This window comes from Pseudomonas sp. CFSAN084952 (assembly GCF_009648855.1).
Taxonomy (GTDB): domain Bacteria; phylum Pseudomonadota; class Gammaproteobacteria; order Pseudomonadales; family Pseudomonadaceae; genus Aquipseudomonas; species Aquipseudomonas paracarnis.
In genome coordinates this window covers 3,625,526-3,646,141 of the sequence record NZ_CP045767.1, presented here as the reverse complement: position 1 = coordinate 3,646,141, position 20,616 = coordinate 3,625,526, and the positions used below count along the sequence as shown (strand labels likewise).

The window sequence follows — 20,616 nt, the reverse complement described above, 5'->3', positions numbered from 1 at the left end:
GAGGAACCAACCGAATGAGAGTCTGGGCAGTTGCCAATCAAAAGGGTGGAGTCGGCAAGACCACCACTTCCATCGCCTTGGCCGGTTTGCTGGCCGAAGCGGGCAAGCGTGTGGTCGTGGTCGACCTGGACCCCCACGGTTCCATGACCAGCTATTTCGGCTACGACCCGGATGCGCTGGAACATAGCTGCTATGACCTGTTTTTGCACAAGGGCAGCGTGCCGGCGGATCTGCCTGGGCAACTGCTGTTGCCCACCAGCAACGAAAGCATTTCCCTGCTGCCGTCGAGCACCGCCCTGGCCACGCTGGAGCGCCAGTCGCCAGGCCAGAGCGGCCTGGGCCTGGTGATCGCCAAGACCCTGGCGCAGCTGTGGCAGGACTTCGATTACGCGATCATCGACAGCCCGCCGTTGCTCGGCGTGCTGATGGTCAACGCGTTGGCGGCCAGCCAGCAATTGGTGATCCCGGTGCAGACCGAGCACCTGGCGGTCAAGGGCCTGGAGCGTATGGTCAGCACCCTGGCGATGATCAACCGTTCGCGCAAGCAGGCGCTGCCGTTCAGCATCGTGCCGACCTTGTTCGACCGTCGCACCCAGGCGTCCCTCGGCACCTTGCGCGTATTGCGCGATGCCTACCCGGACACCATCTGGAACGGTTACATCCCGGTGGACACGCGCCTGCGTGACGCCAGCCGTGCCGGGCTCACACCGTCGCAGTTCGACGGCAAGAGCCGTGGCGTGCTGGCCTACCGTGCGTTGCTCAAGCACCTGCTGTCGCAACAACTTGTGGCGCAGGTGGCGTGATGAACCGTCCTGTCGAATTCAAGACCCGCCCGCAACTGGCACTGGAATCCTACCTGGATGCCTTGCTGCAGGATGCGACGGCCGAGGAACTGCCAGAACCGATTCTGGTACTTGAGCCTGCTGTCGAACCCGAAAGCCCGCTGGATGAATTCCAGCAGGCGGTGATGGAAGAGCAGGCACGGGATGCGCAGGGGGTGGAGGCGCCCGTGGTGGTGCCGAGCGCCCCGGCAGTGGTGGCGCCGCCGGTGGTCGAACCGCTGGTGGACGTGCACCTGCCGCCCAGCATCACGCCGCCACCGGTGACGGGCGACGGTCGCCCCTCATGGGCTGCCGAGCCGTTCGAGTGCCTGCTGTTCGACGTCGCCGGGTTGACCCTGGCGGTGCCGCTGGTGTGCCTGGGCTCGATCTATTCCCTGGAAGGCCAGGAGCTGACGCCGCTGTTCGGGCAGCCGGAGTGGTTCCTCGGCATCCTGCCCAGCCAGGCCGGCAACCTCAAGGTGCTGGATACGGCGCGCTGGGTGATGCCCGACCGCTACCGCGATGATTTTCGCCAGGGCCTGCAATACGTGATCTCGGTGCAGGGCTACGAGTGGGGGCTGGCGGTGCATCAAGTCAGCCGCTCGTTGCGCCTGGACCCCAATGAAATCAAATGGCGCAGCCACCGCGGCCAGCGGCCGTGGCTGGCGGGCACGGTGATTGAACACATGTGCGCGTTGCTGGATGTCGCCGAACTGGCCGAGTTGATCGCCAGCGGTGCGGTGAAGGCAATGCCACAGAACAAACGCAGTTGATTGAACAATAAGGGCCGTGCGGTTGCGCGGCCTACGTGCACACACGCCGTCGATAGCGGCATTTGAAGGGGTCAGATGAATGAACAAGTCAGCGTCCGCACAAGGTTTGGATGATCCGATCCTGCAATGGGTGACCTTCAAGCTGGACAACGAAACCTACGGCATTAACGTGATGCGCGTGCAGGAAGTGCTGCGCTACACCGAGATCGCCCCGGTTCCAGGCGCGCCAAGCTACGTGCTGGGCATCATCAACCTGCGTGGCAACGTGGTGACGGTGATCGACACCCGCCAGCGGTTCGGCCTGGACACGGTTGAAGTCAGCGACAACACCCGTATCGTGATCATCGAGGCCGACAAGCAAGTGGTCGGCATCCTGGTCGACAGCGTGGCCGAGGTGGTTTACCTGCGCCAATCGGAAGTGGAAACCGCACCGAACGTCGGTAACGAAGAGTCGGCCAAGTTCATCCAGGGCGTGTGCAACAAGAACGGCGAACTGCTGATTCTGGTTGAGCTGGACAAGATGATGAGCGAAGAAGAGTGGTCGGAACTGGAGAGCATCTGATTGTTCCTTGAGGCAGCGGTGATTGTCCTGGCCCTGTTGTGGGCCGGGACCTTGGCGTTTGTGCTGCGCTATGTGCGCCAGCAGCGGGAGTTGGCCTTGCAACAGGCCGAGCGCGATGCGGTGCGTGACCGGCGCATTCTGGAACTGGTCAAGCGCGTTGATCATTACCAGCAAAGTGCGGTGCGGGTGGGGGATGAGGTGCATGAACTGCGTGCGATTCTTGCGCCGTTGCCGGACAGGTTGGTGCAGTTGGAGCAGCGTGATCCGTCGAACCTGTCGTTTGCCCAGGCGGCCAAGCTGGTTGGCATGGGGGCGACGGTGGATGAGTTGACCCAGTCGTGCGGGCTGACCCAGGCCGAGGCGCAGTTGATGAGCAAGTTGCACAAGGGCTGATTCTCGACGCGGCTTGGCCGCCGCAGCGATCAACTGTGGGAGCTGGCTTGCCTGCGATGACGGCCTACCAGCCGACACCTCTCTACCTGACACCCCCGATCCAACTGTGGGAGCTGGCTTGCCTGCGATGACGGCCTACCAGCCGACACCTCTCTACCTGACACCCCCGATCCAACTGTGGGAGCTGGCTTGCCTGCGATGACGGCCTACCAGCCGACACCTCTCTACCTGACACCCCCGATCCAACTGTGGGAGCTGGCTTGCCTGCGATGACGGCCTACCAGCCGACACCTCTCTACCTGACACCCCCCGATCCAACTGTGGGAGCTGGCTTGCCTGCGATGACGGCCTACCAGCCGACACCTCTCTACCTGACACCCCCCGATCCAACTGTGGGAGCTGGCTTGCCTGCGATGACGACCTATCAGCCGACACCTCTCTGCCTGACACCCCACAATCCAACTGTGGGAGCGGGCTTGCTCGCGAAGGCGGCCTGACAGGCGACGCTGTTATAGCGAGTACATATCCATTCCTGCGGTAACGGCCACTTAGGGTTCCGCCCTGACGGCGGCTCACTTTCGAAAAGCGCGAAAGTAAGCAAAGCGCTCTTGCCCCACCACTCGGCACCTCGCTTAGGCTCGGTGTGCCCGAACACAGTCTTGAATCCGTGGGCCGCCGCCACGCGCCATCCATGGCGCGGGGCGGCTAACCCGGCGTCCTGCCGGGTTACCCACGAATTCAAGCCTGCGTTCGGCCAGCGTGGTTTAACGGGGCGCCTGAGATCAAAAGCAGAGCAAGATCAAGATCAAGAGCGGCTCGCTTCGCATCGTGGTTACCGTTGGGTGGCAGATTTGAAGTCTTTGTCGATTGAACCGCCGCCATCGCAGGCAAGCCAGCTCCCACTTCTTGATCTGTGTTCTTCAATCAATTTTCTCCAGCCACAGACTTTTCCTGTTCCCCAAAGGTCAACATCCTTCAAGCACCTTGACCCAGGAGATTCTCCCAAATGACCGCCCCCAAAGCCCTGTTGATCCTTCACGGCAAACAAGCCCTCAACGAGGATGTGCGCGCTGCCGTGCTGGCCCGGCGTGAGCAGGGTGGGGAGCTGGCCGTGCGGGTGACGTGGGAGGGCGGCGATGCCCGGCGACTGGTCAATGAAGCGCTGGCCGAGGGGTACACCCATATCATTGCCGGCGGTGGTGACGGCACCTTGCGCGATGTGGCCGAAGCCATGGCCCATGCCAACACCGACGCCAGCCTGGTGCTGATGCCCCTGGGTACCGCCAATGATTTCGCCAAGGCCGCCGGCGTGCCGTTGGAGCCGGCTGGCGCCCTGGCCTTGCTGGATGTGCCGCCCAAGGCGATTGACCTGGGCCAGGTCGGTGGGCAAATCTTCCTGAACATGGCCACCGGTGGTTTTGGCAGCCAGGTCACGGCCAACACGTCCGAAGACCTGAAGAAGGTCCTGGGCGGTGCCGCGTACCTGTTTACCGGTTTAACCCGCTTCAGTGAATTGAAAGCCGCCTACGGTGAATTGGAAGGCCCGGATTTCCATTGGAAAGGCGAGTTGCTCGCGCTGGGCATCGGTAACGGTCGCCAGGCCGGTGGCGGGCATGTGCTGTGCCCCGGTGCATTGGCTGATGACGGGCTGTTGGATGTCAGCATCTTGCCGGCGCCTCAAGAGGTGGTCGGCACGTTGCGTGAGTTGATGAACAACGGCTGGGGCCTGGACACCATGTTCGTGCGCGCACGCCTGCCCTGGGTGAAGATCAAGGTCGCACAAGGCTTGTACATCAACCTCGACGGCGAGCCGCTGGAAGGCGACGACCTGCACTTCGAGGTGCTGCCCAAGGCCCTGCGCGTGCACTTGCCGCTGGGTTCGCCGTTAGTCGTCCAGGCTGATGATCTGCTCACGCACGGCAAATAACACCAGGCCCGCCACGTCAAAAATCTGCAAGCGCTTCATGATCTGCGAGCGGTGGGCTTCGACAGTCTTGATGCTCAGGCCCAGGCCGTGGGCAATTTCGCGGGTGGATTTGCCGCGCACGATCAAGCGCAGGATTTCCAGTTGCCGCGCCGTCAGGCTGTGGCTGTGGGCGACAGGCGCGCTGGGGGCCTGGCTACGGATCAGCGCCTGGTTGATCACTGTGTGGGCGATGGCGGGGCTCAGGTAGCGTTCGTTGTTACGCAGGGCCAGCAGGGCATGTTCCAGCTCGTTGGCGGTGGTGTCCTTGAGCAGGTAGCCGTGGGCACCGGACTCCAGTGCGCGCATGATCAGGTCCGGCTCGGTGTGCATCGACAGAATCAGCACCTTGCACGTGGGGTAAAAACGCTTGAGTTGCTGCAAGGCATCCAGCCCGCCGGTGTGCTTCATCGACAGGTCGAGCAGCACGATATCTGGCTGCAAGGCACTGTATTGCTCCAGTAGTTGCGCGCCATCGCTGGCTTCGCCGATGACGCTGTAGCCGGGAATATCCAGAATCAGCGCGCGCACGCCGGCGCGAATCAGTGCATGGTCGTCTACCAAGAGTAAATTGCAGGTCACTCGAGAACCTTAGGGGCGCTGGCCCGTTCGAGAGCGCGGGGCGCCCAAGGGAAAAGTGCGTTGATGCGTGTACCTTTGCCGGGCTCGCTGCTGACGGAAAAGGTGCCTCCCAGTTGGTGTGTTCGTTCGCACATACCGGCCATGCCCCGTTGGCCTTCCCGGCCCGGATCGGGGGCAGGCAAGAACCCCTGGCCGTCATCGCAGATTATCAACGACAAGCCTTCAGGCAGGCGTTGCAGACGCACCAGCAGGTTGCGAGCCTTTGCATGGCGAAGCATGTTGGTCACCGCTTCCTGAGTGACGCGAAAGGCCGCCACGGCCATTTCTTCGGGGATGCCGGTGAGCCGTTGCTGGCACTCCAGGCTCCAGCACACCTGGGTGTTTTCCAGGGTCTTGAGCAGGTGCGCGCGCAGGCTGGCTTCCAGGCCCAGGCTGGTCAGTTGGCGCGGGTTGAGGATGGCGCAGACGTCACGCACCTTGGCCAGGGTTTCATTGAGCGTATTGCACAGCACCGAACAATGGTTTTGCAGATCCTGGGGCAGGCGGCGCTGCAGCCATTCACTTTGCAGCTTGGCGGCTGTCAGTAGCTGGCCGATGTCGTCATGCAGTTCGCGGCTGAGTCGGTGACGTTCGTTCTCCTGAACTTGCAATAAGCGGGCGGCCAGTTCCTGAGGCTCGAACTTGATGGCTGTGCGCGAACGCCACTGTTGCAGCCCGACCACCATCAGCGTGGCGAGGTTGAGCAGCACGATCAGCAACGGCAGTGGCGCGTCCAGCAGATAGACCCACAGGCTCGCCACCAACGAGCACACGCATAGCGAAAGGGTAAGGCGGCGTGCGTGGCTGGGGGACACGGACCTGGCGATAAGTGACTTGAAACTGGCGTACATAGCGGATGGAGCCAATGAGGGTTCACTGCGGGGAGGCCGGTTGACCGGGCTCTGTTTGGAGTGCGCTGCCAAATCGTTTTTAAGCCTGTTGAAGTTAAATCACTTCGGGGGGCGCATAGTAACACCCCTATTAGCGTTGGTCGTCTGATTGGGTTTATGGCCCACGCGAATACTCTGGGCAGGCACCCCAGAGTTCAACATGGAAAGTTGTATTAACAAAGTTGGTTTGTATCGTTATTGCATTGATAGCTAATTGATATTTATTGTGCGCGCCGATCATGCTGCGGAGTGTATTGGGGGGCTTTTTGCGGGATCTGCAAGCTGACCGCCTCAATCAGCGACGACTGCTCTTCTTCATCCAGACTAAGCTTGCCAGTACGGATATCGATCAGTTCCAGTTGCCAGGCCAGTAGCGTCAAGCAGTCATGCAAGGCATGCAGCGCCTGGTCATGCAATTGCACCGGGCTCACGGCATTGGCAATCAAGTATTGAATCTGCCGAGAGAACTCGCTAATGGCCTGCAATGCGAGGCAGTCTGCGCTCTCGGCGAGCTTGTTCAGGCTGGCTTTCATGCAGTCGATAGCGTCACTGTCGTTTCGAATCAAATGCAGGTGGTTCAAGCACTCTTCTGACCTGATCAGCAGCTTTTCAGCCTCGTGCAGGAACTCGGGAAGTGCAGATTGCCACTCGTTACCGTCGTTCATCATGCAGGTCTCCGCAACGTAGGGTCGGATGATGAGATGTCGCACCGGGTGAATGACGTAAAACTAGCGCTGAAATACGGCTCGGACTTGTAGGTCGATTCTGATAATCCAGTAGGACGTTTAGCGAAGTGCTCACGAAAGTCGTATGTAGCCCCGGTTGTACGGGATGACACGACTTCAGTTGCCGATACGTGAGTGCCTGAAAGGCCCGTGGGCCAAGGGCTGGGGATGGCAAACAAAAGCCTGACTCCATTCATGCAATGAGAATGGCGTCACATTAATGGCTATTAGATATCGCGAATATCAGGTTGGGCCTGATTGCGCATAGGGGAATCCCCTATGTGGTGGAACTGCACGTCAATTCGACTGTCGCGCAAGGCGGCTTGAAAGAGCATCAGGGGCCTAGGCAGTAAAGCATGATGTCAGTGTGACATCAATGGATTTACATGGCATTTTATTCGGGTCAAGGTCCGGCGCTTGCCGCCGATAACGTGCTTATACAGTTGCACACCCTTTCAACGCGCCTGCGGCGTGTACACCAGGAGCTTTTAATGGCCGGCATTCTCGACACGGTAGATCAACGCACGCAATTGGTGGGTGAGAATCGCCTGGAAATTCTCATGTTCCGCCTCTTCGGACGGCAGTTGTTCGCGATCAACGTGTTCAAAGTGCAGGAAGTGCTGCAGTTGCCCAAGCTGACCCTGATGCCCCAGCGCCACCCGTTCGTGTGTGGGGTGGTCAACCTGCGTGGCCAGACCCTGCCGGTGATCGACCTGTCCCAGGCCATCGGTATGCGTCCTTTGGTGCCGGGCCCCAACAGCACCATTATCGTCACCGAATATAATCGCTCGGTGCAGGCGTTCCTGGTGGGCGGCGTCGACCGCATCGTCAACATGAACTGGGAAGCCATCCTGCCGCCGCCGACCAGCGCCGGTCGCCAGCACTACCTCACCGCCATCAGCAAGGTCGATGAGCAACTGGTGGAAATCATCGACGTGGAAAAAGTCCTCGCCGAGATCGTGCCCTACAACGCCAAGGTCTCCCGGGACAAACTTGAAGACCCGGTGCTGGAGCGTGCCCGTGGCCGCGAAGTGCTGCTGGTGGATGACTCCAACGTGGCGTTGTCGCAGCTGCGTGACACCCTGGGCCAGTTGGGTGTGAAGATGCACATTGCCAGCGACGGCCTCAAGGCATTGAACATGCTCAAGGCCTGGGCTGACAGTGGCCAGGTCATGACCGACAAACTGCTGATGATCTTTACCGACGCTGAAATGCCCGAGATGGATGGCTACCGCCTCACCACCGAGATCCGCAACGACCCACGCCTGCGCGGTCTGTACGTGGTGATGCACACCTCGCTGTCGGGCAGCTTCAATGATTCGATGGTCAAGAAGGTCGGCTGCGACAATTTCCTCTCCAAATTCCAGCCGGACAAGCTGGTGGACGTGGTGCGCCAGCGACTGATGTTGGACGAAATGCCCGCCTGACTTTAGGATGACACTTTGTTTCCTAGGAAGGCAGGCCCATGCTGCGTCTCAGCGCGTTGTACCGTTACCCCTTGAAGTCCGGCAAGGCCGAAACTTTGCAGCAGATTGGGCTGGATAAACTCGGGTTGGACGGGGATCGACGCTGGATGCTGGTGGATGAAGCCAGCGGGCGGTTCCTGACGCAGCGGGCCGTGGCGAAGATGAGCCAGCTCTCGGCGTTATGGAACAGCAGCGGGGGCCTCACCCTGAGCTCGCCGGGCTACGCGCCGCTGGATGTAGCGTTGCCGGGCAGCGCCAGCGAACTGCGCGGTGTGACCATTTGGCGTGACACGCTGCGCGTGCCGGATGCTGGCGATGAGGCCGCGGCCTGGGTCAGCGCGTTCATTGGCAAGCCGACGCGCCTGGTGCAACTGCCCCTGGAACGTGCGCGCACCACCGAAGCCGGTTATGGCAAGGATGACGACAAGGTCGGCTTCGCTGACGGCTACCCCTTGCTGTTGATCGGCCAGGGCTCCCTCGACGACTTGTGTGTAAAGATCGGTCGCCCGATGGAGATGCTGCGTTTTCGTCCCAACCTGGTCATCGAAGGCGCCGAGGCCTTCGCCGAAGACGGCTGGAAGCGCTTGCGCATCGGCGATGTGGAGTTTCGGGTGGTCAAGCCGTGTTCGCGGTGCATCCTCACCACCATCGACCCCCAGACCGGTGAGCGCAGCCCCGATCGCGAGCCCTTCACGACACTGGAAACCTACCGCAAGACCGAAAAGGGCGCGATGTTCGGCCAGAACCTGGTCAACGATGGCATCGGGCGCCTGGAAGTCGGCATGCCGGTAACGGTGTTGGAATAAAAAAAGCCCGTCTGGTGGGAGACGGGCTTTTTTGTGTGCCGGGTACCGCTTAGCCGCGGTATTCACACAGGTAGGCGGTGTCCACCGCAACCTTCAATTGGAACTTGCTGTTGGCCGGTACGTGGAACTGACTGCCGGCGGCGAAGGTTTCCCAGTCGCTGCTGTCAGGCAGCTTCACGGTCAGGGCGCCGGAGACCACGTGCATGATTTCACGTTGGGCGGTGCCGAATTCGTATTCACCCGGAGCCATCACGCCGATGGTCGCCGGCCCTTCTGCGGTGCCGAAAGCGATCGACTTGACGGTGCCGTCGAAGTACTCGTTGACTTTGAACATGGGTGAATCCTCGGAAAAGATGGATGCTTACGCTCATCACTGCAGGCGCGGGCTTCTGTGGCGAGGGAGCTTGCTCCCGTTGACTGCGTAGCAGTCCCCGTTTTTTGGGGGCGCTTCGCACCCCAGCGCAAGCAAGCTTGCTCGCCACAGGATTTCGTTGGTGCAGGTGGGTAGCAACAAAGGAAAATGGCTGGCCAGTATGCCCAAGGCTGCAAGCGCTGCCTAGACCGGCAAAATCAGCGGCAGCAGCCGCGCGGTGTTGCGTGCATCCTCCAGGGCGCGATGCTGCTGGCCATTGAACTGCATTCCGGCCAATTGCAGCGCACCATTGAGCCCCAGCGGCTTGTCCAGGCGCCGGGCCTTGGCAAAGCGTTGCTTGAGGTTCACATGCGGCGTGTCGCCCAAGGCGCTGGCGAGGCCATGGCGCTGCCACTCCAGCTCAAGCTGCACGCGATCATAGTCACCCCAGCTGGCCCAGCCTTCCAGGCGTGGCTGATGTTGGCCCAGCCAGCGCTCGAACAGCGGCCACACCTCGGTGATCGGCGCGGCCATGTCGATATTGGCCTGGGTGATATGGGTGAGTTTGCGGCAAAAGGGTGTCAGCAATGGCCGGCGCAAGGGCCGCACAAAGCGCTGGAAGTGGTCCAGTTCGCGGCCCTGGCGGTTGACCAGGCTGGCACCGATCTCGATGACTTCCATCTCCGTCACGGGCCAGCCGCCGTCATCCGTTGTGGCTTCAAGGTCAATAATCAGCCAATGAGGCATGTGCAGGTTCCCGTACTCGTCCCTTCCTGATGGGGATAGAGCGTAGCCCGGCCCTGTAGTTCCGCCTAGGGGCGTTATTCGATCTCCAGCAAAACCTGACGGTTGCGCACCTGATCGCCCGTCATGACGCGCATCTCCTTGACGGTGCCATCGATGCCGGCCTTCAACGGGTGCTCCATTTTCATCGCTTCGAGCACCAGCAACAGTTGGCCTTTGCTGACGGCCTCACCGACGCACACCCGTATATCGACGATGGCGCCGTCCATGGGCGCCTGGACCGTACCGCTGCTGGCGTCGGCCTGGCGGCTGGCGACTTGCTGGGTGCGGTCGGTGACGGTCAGCCCTGGCAGCCATAGCCGGTTGCCGTCCAGGTGATAGGCGATGCGGCGGCGGATACCGTTGATGACCAGGCTGGCGTGGCGGCCGTCGGTGGTGAGTTGCAGGTCGTCAACGCTGACACTGTGGAGTTGGCCGTTGACCTCCAGGCGGTACGTTACGGGGACACTCGCCGTGTTGCGCCAGCGCGCGAGTGTTTGGGGGTGCTGGTTGGCGCTGTGTTGATAAAACAGCGCGGCGGCCAGCTTGAGCTGTTCAGCGGTCGCCGTCTGCTGTGGGATGACGCTGAAGTGTTCGGCGATCAAGCCCGTGCTGAAGTCGCCGTTGATAAAGTCCGGGTGCTTGAGCAGGTCGATGAGCAAGCGCTGATTGGTCGCTACCCCCAGTAATACACTGTCTTCCACGGCCCGCAGCAGTTTTCGCCGGGCTTCTTCGCGGCTGGCGCCGTGGGCGATGATCTTGCCCAGCATTGGGTCGTAGAACGGGCTGACGGTTTGGCCTTCAAGCAATCCATGGTCGATGCGTACGCCGGGGGCTGGTTCCCAACGCAACACGTCACCGGTTTGCGGCAGGAAACCCTGGGCCGGGTCTTCGGCGTACAGGCGCACTTCCATGGCGTGGCCGGTCAGGGTCACCTGTGATTGGGTGAGTGGCAGCGGTTGGCCGGCGGCGATCTGCAACTGCCAGTCCACCAGGTCGAGGCCGGTAATCATCTCGGTGACGGGGTGTTCGACTTGCAGGCGTGTGTTCATTTCCAGGAAATAGAACTGGCCGTTGCGGTCGAGCAGAAACTCCACGGTGCCGGCACCTACATAGTTCACCGCCCGCCCGGCCTTGAGCGCGGCTTCGCCCATGGCCTGGCGCAGATCGGCCGTCATCACGGGGCAGGGCGCTTCTTCAATGACTTTCTGATGGCGGCGCTGGATCGAACAGTCGCGCTCGCCGAGGTAGATGAGGTTGCCATGGCGGTCGCCGAACAGTTGCACTTCCACGTGGCGCGGGTCGATCAACGCCTGTTCGAGGATCAGCTCGTCGCTGCCGAACGCATTCATGGCTTCCGAGCGTGCGGTGCGCAGTTGCTCCAGCAGCTGTTCGCGCTGATGCACCAGACGCATGCCTCGTCCACCGCCACCGGCGCTGGCCTTGATCATCAGCGGGAAGCCGATGCGTTCGGCTTCCTGTTGCAGGGCGGCATCGTCCTGGGCACTGCCTTGGTAGCCGGCGATGCAAGGTACGCCGGCGTCGAGCATGGCGAGTTTAGCCAGGCGTTTGCTGCCCATCAGTTCGATCGCTTCGGCGCTGGGGCCGATGAAGGTGAGCGTGGCCTGCAGGCAGGCGCGGGCGAAGTCGGGGTTTTCCGAGAGGAAGCCGTAGCCGGGGTGAATGGCGTCGGCGCCGGTCAGTTGGGCGGCGGCGAGGATGGCCTCTGTGTTCAGGTAGGACTGGTGGACGGGCGCCGGGCCGATGTGTACGGCTTCGTCGGCCATCTGCACGTGCAGGGCATCGGTATCGGCGTCGCTGTACACGGCCACGGTGCGGTAGCCGAGGGCCTGGGCAGTGCGCTGGATGCGGCAGGCGATTTCGCCGCGGTTGGCGATCAGGATCTTGGTGAATGCGGGCATTGGGTTATCCCTTGGTGGATGTGGCGTGTGTTGGGGCCTCTTCGCAGGCAAGCCAGCTCCCACATTTGAAATGTGTTCCCCTGTGGGAGCTGGCTTGCCTGCGATGGCGTCATCGAGACCAACTCGGCTTTCGCTTCTGCACAAACGCCTGCGTCCCCTCAACCCCTTCCTCACTCCTCACCGCCTCGGCAAACCACTGCGCCCCGCGATCCAGCACGGTCTCAAGGGGCTCATCCACACTGGCCAACAACAAGGCTTTGGTTCGTGCATTGGCCCCCGGCGCACACTGCAACACCTGCCCCAACACCTCATCCACCCGCTGCGCCAATGCCTGGGCGTCGTGCTCGACAAAATGCACCACCCCCAACCGCCCAGCCTCAATCCCATCAAACCGCGCCGCCGTCAGCGCCAGGCGCCGCGCCTGGGTCAAGCCAATACGCTTGACCACAAAGGGCGCAATCTGCGCCGGCAACAAGCCCAGGCGGGTTTCCGGCAAGCCGAATTGCGCCTGGCCCTGTGCAATCGCAATATCACTCACGCACGCCAGCCCGAACCCACCGCCCAGCACCGCGCCTTGCAGCACCACGATCACCACCTGCGCCAGCGCCTCCACCTCTTGCAGCAAGGTCCCAAACGCGCGGTTCAACGCTTGCAGTTGATCCCCCGCGCCGACCAGATCCTTCACATCGGCCCCCGCGCAAAAATGCCCGCCCGCGCCGCTGATCACCACGGCGCGCACCTGGCTGTCCAACTGCGCCAGTACCGCACGCAGCTCCTTGACCATTTCAAGGCTCATTGCATTGCGGCATTCGGGCCGGTTGAGGGTGATATGCAGCACGCCGTTGTGGGTTTCTAGCAGCAAGGTGTTCATGGCTTTTTACCGGGCAGGGTGCCCATCAGTTTGCAGATGATGCCCAGCATGATTTCGTCGGCACCGCCGCCAATCGACACCAGGCGCACGTCGCGATAGGCGCGGGCCACCGGGTTGTCCCACATGAACCCCATGCCGCCCCAATATTGCAGGCAACTGTCGCTGACCTCACGGCCCAGGCGCCCGGCTTTGAGCTTGGCCATGGAGGCCAGTCGCGTGACGTCCTGGCCTTTGATGTATTGCTCGGTGGCCTGGTAGACCAAGGCGCGCAGGCATTCGATTTCGGTGGCCAGTTCCGCCAGGCGGAAGTGGATCACCTGGTTGTCGATCAACGCCTTGCCGAAGGTCTGGCGCTCCTTGCAGTATTCGATGGTGCTGTCGATGCAGTACTCCAGGCCCTTGATCATATTGGCCGCGCCAAACAGGCGTTCTTCCTGGAACTGCAACATCTGCATCATGAAGCCCGCGCCCTCGTGGCCGATGCGGTTGCGTTGCGGCACGCGCACGTCGTCGAAAAACACCTGGGCGGTCTCGGAGCTGTGCATGCCGAGTTTTTCCAACGGCGGGCTGACACTGATGCCGGGGCTGTTCATCGGCACCATGATCAGGGATTTGTTGATATGCGGCTTGTCGTCCGAGGTGTTGGCGAGCAGGCAGATGAAGTCGGCGCTGGGCGAATTGGTGATCCACATCTTGCTGCCATTGATCACATAGTCGTCGCCATCCTTGCGCGCATGGGTCTTGAGCCCGGCCACGTCGGAGCCGGCGGCGGTTTCCGAGACGCCGATGCAGCCCACCTGTTCGCCGCTGATGGCCGGGCGCAGGAACTCTTCGCGCAGTTCATCGGAGCCGAAGCGCGCCAGGGCCGGGGTGCACATATCGGTCTGCACACCAATGGACATGGGGATGCCGCCGCAGCGGATGGTGCCGAACTCTTCGGCGGCGACAATGGAGTAGCTGTAGTCCAGGCCCATGCCGCCGAATTTTTCCGGTTTGGAGATGCCCAGCAGGCCGAGGTCGCCGGCTTTGCGGAAGATCTCGTGAATGGGAAAGCGCCCGGCTTTTTCCCATTCATCCACGTACGGGTTGATCTCGCGGTCGACGAAGGCGCGCACGGTGCGGCGCAGTTCCTGGTGTTCCTGGGTGAAGATCATTTTTATTGTTCTCCCTGTTGGGACGCGGAGCGTCCTGGTTTGCATTCCCACGCGGAGCGGGGGAGCGATCACCCACGTGGAGCGTGGGAACGATCAGCGCGCTACGCCGAAGGTGTTCGGTTGCAGTTGCCGCAGTTCGGCTTCGTGACAGATATCCAGCAAAAAACCGAGCAAGGTGCGGGTGTCCCGTGGATCAATCAGCCCGTCGTCCCACAGGTTGGCGCTGCCGTAGAGGGCGGTGGACTGGCTGTCGAGCTTCTGCGCGGTGACCTGTTCGAGCATGTCGAGCACTTTGGGGTCGGGCACCAGGCCGTCCTTGAGTTGCTTGGCCTCGGTGACAATGCGCAGCACCTTACCGGCCTGTGCGCCGCCCATCACTGCCGTGCGGCTGTTGGGCCAGGCGAAGATAAAGCGTGGGTCGAGGCCGCGGCCGCACATTGCGTAGTTGCCGGCACCGTAGGAGCCACCGACCACGATGGTGAGTTTAGGCACCCGGGCATTGGCCACCGCCTGGATCATCTTCGCGCCGTGCTTGATTACCCCTTGCTGTTCCGACTCGGTGCCCACCATGAAGCCGGTGGTGTTGTGCAAAAACAGCAGCGGCGTGCGGCTTTGGTCGCACAGCTGGATAAACTGCGCGGCCTTGCTCGCGCCCTTCGGCGTGATGGGGCCGTTATTGCCGATCACTCCCACGGCGCGCCCCTGGATATGCAGATGGGCACAGACGGTGTGGGGGTCGAACTCGCCCTTGAATTCCAGCAGGTTGGAACCGTCAGCCAGGCGCGCCAGGATCTCGCGCACGTCGTAGGGTTTTTTCGGGTCATCGGGGATCAGCCCCAACAGCTCTTCAATCGGATACAGCGGTTCGCGATAAGCGCGTTGTGGTGCGTGCGGCAAGCGATCATTCCAGGGCAGCAGGCCCACAATTTCACGCACGATGCGCACGCCGTCGGCATCGTCTTGGGCCAGGTACTCAGCGGTGCCGGCGGTTTGCGCGTGCATCTGCGCACCCCCCAGTTCTTCATCGGTGGCGACTTCGCCAGTGGCGGCCTTGAGCAACGGTGGCCCGGCGAGGAACAGCTTGGCCTTGCCGCGCACCACCACCACGTAATCCGACAGGCCCGGCTGATACGCACCGCCGGCCGTGGCCGAGCCGTGCACCACGGTAATCTGCGGCAAGCCCATGGCGGACATGCGGGCCTGGTTGGCAAAGCTGCGCGCGCCTTCGACGAAAATCTCGGCGGCGTAGTTGAGGTTGGCGCCGCCGCTTTCGGCGAGGGTCACCACCGGCAGTTTGTTCTCCATGGCGATCTGTTGCAGGCGCAGAGATTTCTTCAGCCCGGAAGGGGAAATGGTGCCACCTTTGATCGCGCTGTTGTTGGCCACCACCAGCATGCGCACGCCGCTGACATAGCCGATGCCGGCGATCAGCCCGCCACCGGCGGCGCTGCCGTCCTTGTCGTCGTGGAGCTTGTAGCCGGCCAGGCTGGCCAGCTCCAGGAACGGCGCGCCGGGGTCCAGCAGCAGGTTGAGGCGCTCACGGGGCAGCAATTGGCCGCGCTTGTCGAACTTGGGCTTGGCTTCCTGGGCCTTGGCCAGCAGGGCGTGTTCCAGTTGGCGCAGTTGGGCGATGCACGCCAGCATGGCTTCACGGTTTTGCGCGAAGGCTGGGCTGTCAGGGTCGATCAGGGTTTCAATGACTGGCATGGCGTTATTGCTCCGCCTTGAGCACATCCGGTAGATAGGCGCGGTGGAACCCATTGAACGGCTCGCTTGGCGCCTGCGCCTTGTGCAGCGGCCATGCGCGGCTGCCCAGGCTGGCGGCGCCGTCGATGCGCAGGGTGCTACCGCTGATAAAGGCCGCAGCCGGGCTGAGCAAAAAGACGATGGCCGCGCTGACTTCCGACTCGGTGCCGATGCGCTTGAGCGGCACATGCTCACGCAGGGTGGGAATCACCGCCTTGAACGCGCCTTCGTAGGTGTCCATGCCGCTGGAGGCAATCCAGCCAGGCGCCACGGCGTTGACGCGCACCCCGGCATAGCCCCACTCAAACGCGGCGGTCTTGGTGAAGTTGTCCATGCCGGAGCGCGCCGCGCCGGAGTGGCCCATGCCAGGCATGCCGCCCCACATGTCGGCGAGCATGTTGACGATCGCGCCACCGTGCTTGCTCATCGACTGGTTGAACACTTCCCGCGCCATCAGGAAACCGCCCACCAGGTTGGTGCGCAGTACGGTTTCAAAGCCCTTCTGATTGATCGCCGCCAGTGGCGACGGGTATTGGCCTCCCGCGTTATTCACCAGGCCATGGATGGGGCCGTGGTCGTGCAGGATCTGCGTGACCAGCGCTTTCACCGCCTCTTCCTCACGAATGTCACAGGCATGCCAATGGGCCACGCCGCCATCTTCAGCAATTTCCGCCGCGACCTTCTGCAGTTTTTCTGGCTTGCGCCCCACCAGGATCACGCAGGCACCAAGGGCCGCCAGCTCATGGGCGGTGCAGCGGCCAATGCCACTGCCGCCTCCGGTGATAATCACGGTTTGCCCCTTGAACAGGTCGGCTTTGAAGATCGAGTCGAAGGCCACGGCGACGGTCCTTTAGGTGAGTTGGTCGGCAATGTGTTGCGGCACGGCGATGGGGATTTCCAGCAGTTGCTGAGCGAAGGCTTTGCCTTGCGGGTCGATGCGCAGGCTGGCGATACCGCCGCCGCCCAGGGCATTCTCCAGCAGGAAATTCAGGCTGTGGCTGCCGGGCAAATACCAGCGTTCGACGCGGCCATGGATCGGGTCGAGCACGTGGTCCATCCAGTCGACGATTACCTCCGGGGTCAGGGCTTCGGCGATCCACGGCAGGTAGTCAGGGTGGCGAGCGATCACGCCGATATTGCTGTGGTTGCCCTTGTCACCTGAGCGCGCCACGGCGAGTTTCACCAGCGGCACACTGGCATCGGCACGGCCCTCCGGCTTGGCCGGCTCGATGGGCACAGCCGGCGTGAGCAGAGGCGCGGAGGCGGGCAGCTCGACGGCATGACGTTGGTCTTGGTACTCGATGGCGACGCTACACCGTGATTTGTCGACCAGGAACGAAAACAGCCGAATCAGCGGATACACCGTCGGCCGCCCGCCCACAATGCCGGTCAGCCCCGGTGCCATGCCGGTGGCCGCCTGGGCGATCTCGCGAGCGAACAGTACCAGCGCCTGCTTGTTCGGATGCCGCACCGCCAGCTTCACCACCACTTCGCGGCAATCCGCACGCCGGGCGTGGGCGCCGTAGGTGGCTTCGCTGCCGAGCAGTTCGATGTTGACGTCGGTGTAGGGCGCCCAGCCGCGCTGGCTGAACAGCTCCGAAGTCTTGTTGATGAGCGCCTGGCTGACCCGCTCGGCCTTGGCCACCGCGTCGATGCCAGCGAGCAGGCAACTGGCGGTGCAGCGAAAGCCATCGGGGTAGGTGGCGCTGACCTTGTACTGGTCGGTGGGTGGCAGGCCCCTGGCGCCGTGCAGGCGCACCGCGTGTTTGCCTTGTTGCTGCAGTTTGACCTGGCTGAAATCGCAGATCACGTCCGGCAGCACATAGGCGCGCGGGTCACCGATTTCATACAGCAGTTGTTCGGCCACGCTGAGTTCGCTGATCAGCCCCCCGCTGCCTTCGACCTTGTTGACGGTGAACTGGCCGTCGGCGCTGACTTCGACGATAGGGAAGCCGATGTGTTCGTAGTCGGGCACGTCACGCCAGTCGGTGAAGTTTCCGCCGGTGCATTGGGCGCCGCATTCGATGATATGCCCGGCCAGGGCGGCCTGGGCCAGATGATCGTAGTCCTGCCATGACCAATTGAATTCATGCACCAGTGCCGCGCTGACCACTGCGCTGTCGACCACCCGGCCGGTGATGACAATATCAGCGCCGAGCCCCAGGGCCTGGGCAATGCCCGGTGCGCCGAGGTAGGCGTTGGCGGACACGCACAGAGGCGGCAGCGGAGCGCCGTTGTACAGGTCGGTGACAGGTGGCAGCTGTTTGAGTTGAGGGTGCAGGTCATCGCCGAGCAACACGGCGATTTTCAGCGGGATGTGCGCGTTATCGCAGGCCGCTTGCAGGGCGGCGGCGCAGGCTTGGGGGTTGATACCACCGGCATTGCTGATCACCCGGATGCCCTGGCGCTGGATATCCGCCAGCAGGGGTGTCAGCACCTCGACAAAATCCGTGGCGTAACCGGCCTTGGGGTCTTTCAGGCGGGCACCGGCGAGGATCGACAGGGTGACTTCCGCGAGGTAATCGAACACCAGGTAATCCAAGGCACCGCCCTGCACCAATTGGGCGGCGGCGGTGCAAGTGTCGCCCCAGAAGGCGCTGGCGCAGCCGATACGTACCGTCTTGCTCATGAGAAATCCTTCCTCTAAGGGCTGGTGCCGAGACTACCAAGCAAGCGCTTGGTTTGTAAACTCCAGTCACAAGTTTTACCCAAGCGCTTGCTTGGGTGGCAGTCACGGCCTAAATTGCCGGCCAAGACGACAGTAGACGTGAAGGAGAGCAGCATGGATGAGCACAAAGCCCTGGGGGTGATGCGCACCATGGTCGACAGTGGCCAATTGACCGACCCCGAGAGCGCCCGCGGCAAGTTGCTGCAAACCGCGGCTCATCTGTTTCGCAACAAGGGTTTCGAGCGCACCACCGTGCGAGATCTGGCCAGCGCCGTGGGCATCCAGTCCGGCAGCATCTTTCATCACTTCAAGAGCAAGGATGAGATATTGCGTGCCGTGATGGAGGAAACCATCCATTACAACACCGCGATGATGCGCGCTTCACTGGAGGAGGCGAGCACGGTGCGCGAACGCGTGCTGGCGCTGATCCGCTGCGAGTTGCAGTCGATCATGGGCGGCAGTGGCGAGGCCATGGCGGTGCTGGTCTACGAATGGCGCTCGCTGTCGGCCGAAGGCCAGGCGCACGTGCTAGCCCTGCGTGACGTGTATGAGCAGATCTGGTTGCAGGTACTGGGCGAGGCCAAGGCCGCTGGCTACATCCGGGGCGATGTGTTTATTACCCGGCGCTTCCTCACGGGGGCCTTATCCTGGACCACCACCTGGTTTCGTGCCCAAGGCAGCCTGACCCTTGAGGAGTTGGCCGAAGAGGCCTTGTTGATGGTGCTGAAGTCGGACTGAGGCGCAAGTTATTAATTTGCTGGCGAAAGTTGTCTCCCCCAGTAAAAACGCCTAGCTTATCGGCATTGAACTCTTCAACGGTGTGTGCCTCGATGTTTTCGCCATGGCGGCTGGCTGCAGGACTTACTTTATGGGCACTGGGCACCGCCGCGTGGACGCAGGCTGGTGCCGCGCAGTTGGTGAGAATCGGCGCGGCGCATTTTCCGCCCTACACCGTACGCCCTGAACAAGGCGCCGACACCGGGTTGCTGCCGCAATTGGTCGAGGCGTTGAACGCTGCGCAAACCGATTACCAGTTTGTGGTGGTGCCTACCTCGATACCTCGGCGTTTTCGTGACTTCGAGCAAGGCCGGGTCGACATGGCTATCTTCGAAAACCCTTCCTGGGGTTGGCAGAATATTGCCCATACCAGTGTTGATATGGGGCTGGAAGATGCGGAAATCTTCGTTGCCCAGCGCCAACCCGGGCGTGACCAGAGCTACTTCGCCGACCTCAGCGGCAAGCGCCTGGCGGTATTCAGCGGGTATCACTATGCCTTCGCCGACTTCAATCCCGATCCCAAGAACATGGCCGAGCGTTTCAACGCGACGTTGACCTATTCCCATGACAGTAACCTGCTGATGGTTGCTCGTGGGCGTGCAGATATTGCGCTGGTTACCCGCTCGTACCTGAGTGATTTCATGGTGCGCAACGCGGACATGGCGGGGCAGTTTTTGGTGTCGGAGCGTATTGATCAGGTGTATCACCACTACGCGTTGTTGCGGCCAAAGACACCGATCACGGGGGAGGCGTTTTCGGCGTTGCTCAAGGGGCTACGCAGCAGTGGGCAGATGCTGAGGATTTTTGAGCCGTATCGTATTGATGTGACGCCACTGCCCTAGATCGCAGTAAATAAGATCCTTTGGGCTCAGTGGGGTCAACTGTGGGAGCTGGCTTGCCTGCGATGACGGCCTGCCAGCCGACACCTATCTACCTGACACCCCACAATCCAACTGTGGGAGCGGGCTTGCTCGCGAAGGCGGCCTGACAGGCGACACAGTTGGATTGTGTACATATCCATTCCTGCGGTAACGGCCACTTAGGGTTCCGCTCTGACAGCGGCTCACTTTTGAAAGGAGCCCAAAAGTAAGCAAAAGGCTCTTGCCCCACCACTCGGCACCTCGCTTAGGCTCGGTGTGCCCGAACACAGGCTTGAATCCGTGGGCCGCCGCCACGCGCCATCCATGGCGCGGGGCGGCTAACCCGGCGTCCTGCCGGGTTACCCACGAATTCAAGCCTGCGTTCGGCCAGCGTGGTTTAACGGGGCGCCTGAGATCAAGATCAAAAGCAGATCAAGAGCGACTCGCTTCGCATCGTGGTTAC

General features: G+C 61.9%; 20 protein-coding genes. 9 read left to right on the top strand and 11 right to left on the bottom strand.

Going from position 1 to position 20,616, the window contains the following annotated elements:
- Positions 1 to 14: 14 nt before the first annotated feature.
- The 5 genes from GH769_RS16475 (at position 15) to yegS (ending at position 4,476) form a co-directional block, all read left to right on the top strand.
- Positions 15 to 803, top strand: coding sequence for a ParA family protein (locus GH769_RS16475; protein ID WP_014719332.1), 789 nt, complete (start codon positions 15 to 17; stop codon positions 801 to 803).
- Positions 803 to 1,594 carry a CheW domain-containing protein gene (locus tag GH769_RS16470; protein WP_032902451.1) on the top strand — a complete coding sequence of 264 codons (792 nt, stop codon included), beginning with the start codon at positions 803 to 805 and terminating at the stop codon, positions 1,592 to 1,594. Before GH769_RS16475 ends, GH769_RS16470 begins: the two co-directional genes overlap by 1 nt.
- Before the next feature lie 79 nt (positions 1,595 to 1,673).
- The gene (locus GH769_RS16465; protein ID WP_003192896.1) at positions 1,674 to 2,156 is read left to right on the top strand and encodes a chemotaxis protein CheW; all 483 of its coding nucleotides are present in this window, start codon (positions 1,674 to 1,676) and stop codon (positions 2,154 to 2,156) included.
- Positions 2,157 to 2,549 carry a DUF2802 domain-containing protein gene (locus tag GH769_RS16460; protein ID WP_014719330.1) on the top strand — a complete coding sequence of 131 codons (393 nt, stop codon included), beginning with the start codon at positions 2,157 to 2,159 and terminating at the stop codon, positions 2,547 to 2,549.
- A 1,006-nt stretch (positions 2,550 to 3,555) separates the two neighbouring features.
- The gene (gene yegS, locus GH769_RS16455) at positions 3,556 to 4,476 is read left to right on the top strand and encodes a lipid kinase YegS (protein ID WP_019818546.1); all 921 of its coding nucleotides are present in this window, start codon (positions 3,556 to 3,558) and stop codon (positions 4,474 to 4,476) included.
- Here the strand turns inward: yegS and GH769_RS16450 are convergent.
- The 3 genes from GH769_RS16450 to GH769_RS16440 form a co-directional block, all read right to left on the bottom strand.
- Positions 4,435 to 5,094, bottom strand: coding sequence for a response regulator transcription factor (locus GH769_RS16450; RefSeq protein ID WP_014719328.1), 660 nt, complete (start codon positions 5,092 to 5,094; stop codon positions 4,435 to 4,437). The genes yegS and GH769_RS16450 overlap by 42 nt on opposite strands.
- Complete coding sequence (locus tag GH769_RS16445) at positions 5,091 to 5,984, bottom strand: sensor histidine kinase (protein WP_032904200.1); 894 nt, start codon at positions 5,982 to 5,984, stop codon at positions 5,091 to 5,093. Before GH769_RS16445 ends, GH769_RS16450 begins: the two co-directional genes overlap by 4 nt.
- A 260-nt stretch (positions 5,985 to 6,244) precedes the next feature.
- The gene (locus GH769_RS16440) at positions 6,245 to 6,691 is read right to left on the bottom strand and encodes a hypothetical protein (RefSeq protein ID WP_014719326.1); all 447 of its coding nucleotides are present in this window, start codon (positions 6,689 to 6,691) and stop codon (positions 6,245 to 6,247) included.
- Positions 6,692 to 7,239: 548 nt separating this feature from the next.
- On the opposite strand from GH769_RS16440, the gene GH769_RS16435 reads away from it, so the two are divergent.
- The gene (locus GH769_RS16435; protein WP_003192887.1) at positions 7,240 to 8,175 is read left to right on the top strand and encodes a chemotaxis protein CheV; all 936 of its coding nucleotides are present in this window, start codon (positions 7,240 to 7,242) and stop codon (positions 8,173 to 8,175) included.
- A gap of 38 nt (positions 8,176 to 8,213) precedes the next feature.
- A complete protein-coding gene (locus tag GH769_RS16430; RefSeq protein ID WP_032904201.1) occupies positions 8,214 to 9,020 on the top strand; it encodes an MOSC domain-containing protein in 807 nt (268 codons plus the stop codon).
- 49 nt (positions 9,021 to 9,069) lie between these two features.
- Here GH769_RS16430 and GH769_RS16425 read toward each other — a convergent pair whose 3' ends face one another.
- The 8 genes from GH769_RS16425 to GH769_RS16390 form a co-directional block, all read right to left on the bottom strand.
- Positions 9,070 to 9,354 carry a pyrimidine/purine nucleoside phosphorylase gene (locus GH769_RS16425; protein ID WP_014719324.1) on the bottom strand — a complete coding sequence of 95 codons (285 nt, stop codon included), beginning with the start codon at positions 9,352 to 9,354 and terminating at the stop codon, positions 9,070 to 9,072.
- A 222-nt stretch (positions 9,355 to 9,576) separates the two neighbouring features.
- The gene (locus GH769_RS16420; RefSeq protein ID WP_019818536.1) at positions 9,577 to 10,119 is read right to left on the bottom strand and encodes an exonuclease domain-containing protein; all 543 of its coding nucleotides are present in this window, start codon (positions 10,117 to 10,119) and stop codon (positions 9,577 to 9,579) included.
- A gap of 74 nt (positions 10,120 to 10,193) precedes the next feature.
- A complete protein-coding gene (locus GH769_RS16415) occupies positions 10,194 to 12,077 on the bottom strand; it encodes an acetyl/propionyl/methylcrotonyl-CoA carboxylase subunit alpha (protein WP_032904202.1) in 1,884 nt (627 codons plus the stop codon).
- A 109-nt stretch (positions 12,078 to 12,186) separates the two neighbouring features.
- On the bottom strand, positions 12,187 to 12,948 hold the full coding sequence (locus tag GH769_RS16410; protein ID WP_020302543.1) for an enoyl-CoA hydratase/isomerase family protein: 762 nt from the start codon (positions 12,946 to 12,948) through the stop codon (positions 12,187 to 12,189).
- Entirely contained in the window at positions 12,945 to 14,102 is a 1,158-nt protein-coding gene (atuD, locus tag GH769_RS16405; protein ID WP_032904203.1) for a citronellyl-CoA dehydrogenase, read from the bottom strand. Before atuD ends, GH769_RS16410 begins: the two co-directional genes overlap by 4 nt.
- A 93-nt stretch (positions 14,103 to 14,195) precedes the next feature.
- A complete protein-coding gene (gene atuC / locus GH769_RS16400; protein WP_020302545.1) occupies positions 14,196 to 15,809 on the bottom strand; it encodes a geranyl-CoA carboxylase subunit beta in 1,614 nt (537 codons plus the stop codon).
- Between the two features lie 4 nt (positions 15,810 to 15,813).
- Positions 15,814 to 16,686 carry an SDR family oxidoreductase gene (locus GH769_RS16395; protein WP_032904204.1) on the bottom strand — a complete coding sequence of 291 codons (873 nt, stop codon included), beginning with the start codon at positions 16,684 to 16,686 and terminating at the stop codon, positions 15,814 to 15,816.
- Positions 16,687 to 16,698: 12 nt separating this feature from the next.
- Complete coding sequence (locus GH769_RS16390; protein ID WP_032904205.1) at positions 16,699 to 18,477, bottom strand: acyclic terpene utilization AtuA family protein; 1,779 nt, start codon at positions 18,475 to 18,477, stop codon at positions 16,699 to 16,701.
- Between the two features lie 153 nt (positions 18,478 to 18,630).
- On the opposite strand from GH769_RS16390, the gene GH769_RS16385 reads away from it, so the two are divergent.
- Both GH769_RS16385 and GH769_RS16380 read left to right on the top strand, forming a co-directional pair.
- Complete coding sequence (locus GH769_RS16385) at positions 18,631 to 19,254, top strand: TetR/AcrR family transcriptional regulator (RefSeq protein WP_014719316.1); 624 nt, start codon at positions 18,631 to 18,633, stop codon at positions 19,252 to 19,254.
- 92 nt (positions 19,255 to 19,346) lie between these two features.
- Positions 19,347 to 20,135 (top strand): ABC transporter substrate-binding protein, encoded by a 789-nt coding sequence (locus GH769_RS16380; protein ID WP_032904206.1) that lies wholly within the window; start codon positions 19,347 to 19,349, stop codon positions 20,133 to 20,135.
- The last annotated feature ends 481 nt before the right edge of the window (positions 20,136 to 20,616 follow it).